1 protein-coding gene and 1 pseudogene are annotated in these 301 nt (G+C 36.2%); both read right to left on the bottom strand.

Going from position 1 to position 301, the window contains the following annotated elements; genetic code table 11:
- On the bottom strand, window positions 1-71 hold a 71-nt coding region (locus HMPREF2877_RS11470), incomplete at its 3' end, for a KxYKxGKxW signal peptide domain-containing protein (RefSeq protein WP_171963518.1).
- A 56-nt stretch (window positions 72-127) separates the two neighbouring features.
- Window positions 128-301 (bottom strand): annotated as a pseudogene (locus HMPREF2877_RS11260) (hypothetical protein); the annotation flags it as partial.

The following is a 301-nucleotide window of genomic DNA, read 5'->3' on the forward strand; positions in this document are numbered from 1 at the left end:
AGTCCTGTCACTGCAATAGTTACCCAATGTTTTTTAACTTTGTGAAGTTTAAAATGTACTTTCTTTTCCATGATAATTCTCCTTTCATTTTAAACTGTCATTTTAAGAAGGAGTATTTATAACTTCATTAACTAATTGGTGTTCCGTTTCCATCCGCATCAAAGTGATAGGTTTGCCCTTTAATAGTAATGTCAATATTTGACAAACGGGCACCTGAGTTAGCATCGTAGTAGTGGATTTTACCATCGACGGTGACTAGTTCACCTTTGGCTTGTTTACCGTTACTGTGGAAGTAGACTGG

This window comes from Streptococcus sp. HMSC072D03 (assembly GCF_001812855.1).
Taxonomy (GTDB): Bacteria; Bacillota; Bacilli; order Lactobacillales; family Streptococcaceae; genus Streptococcus; species Streptococcus salivarius_D.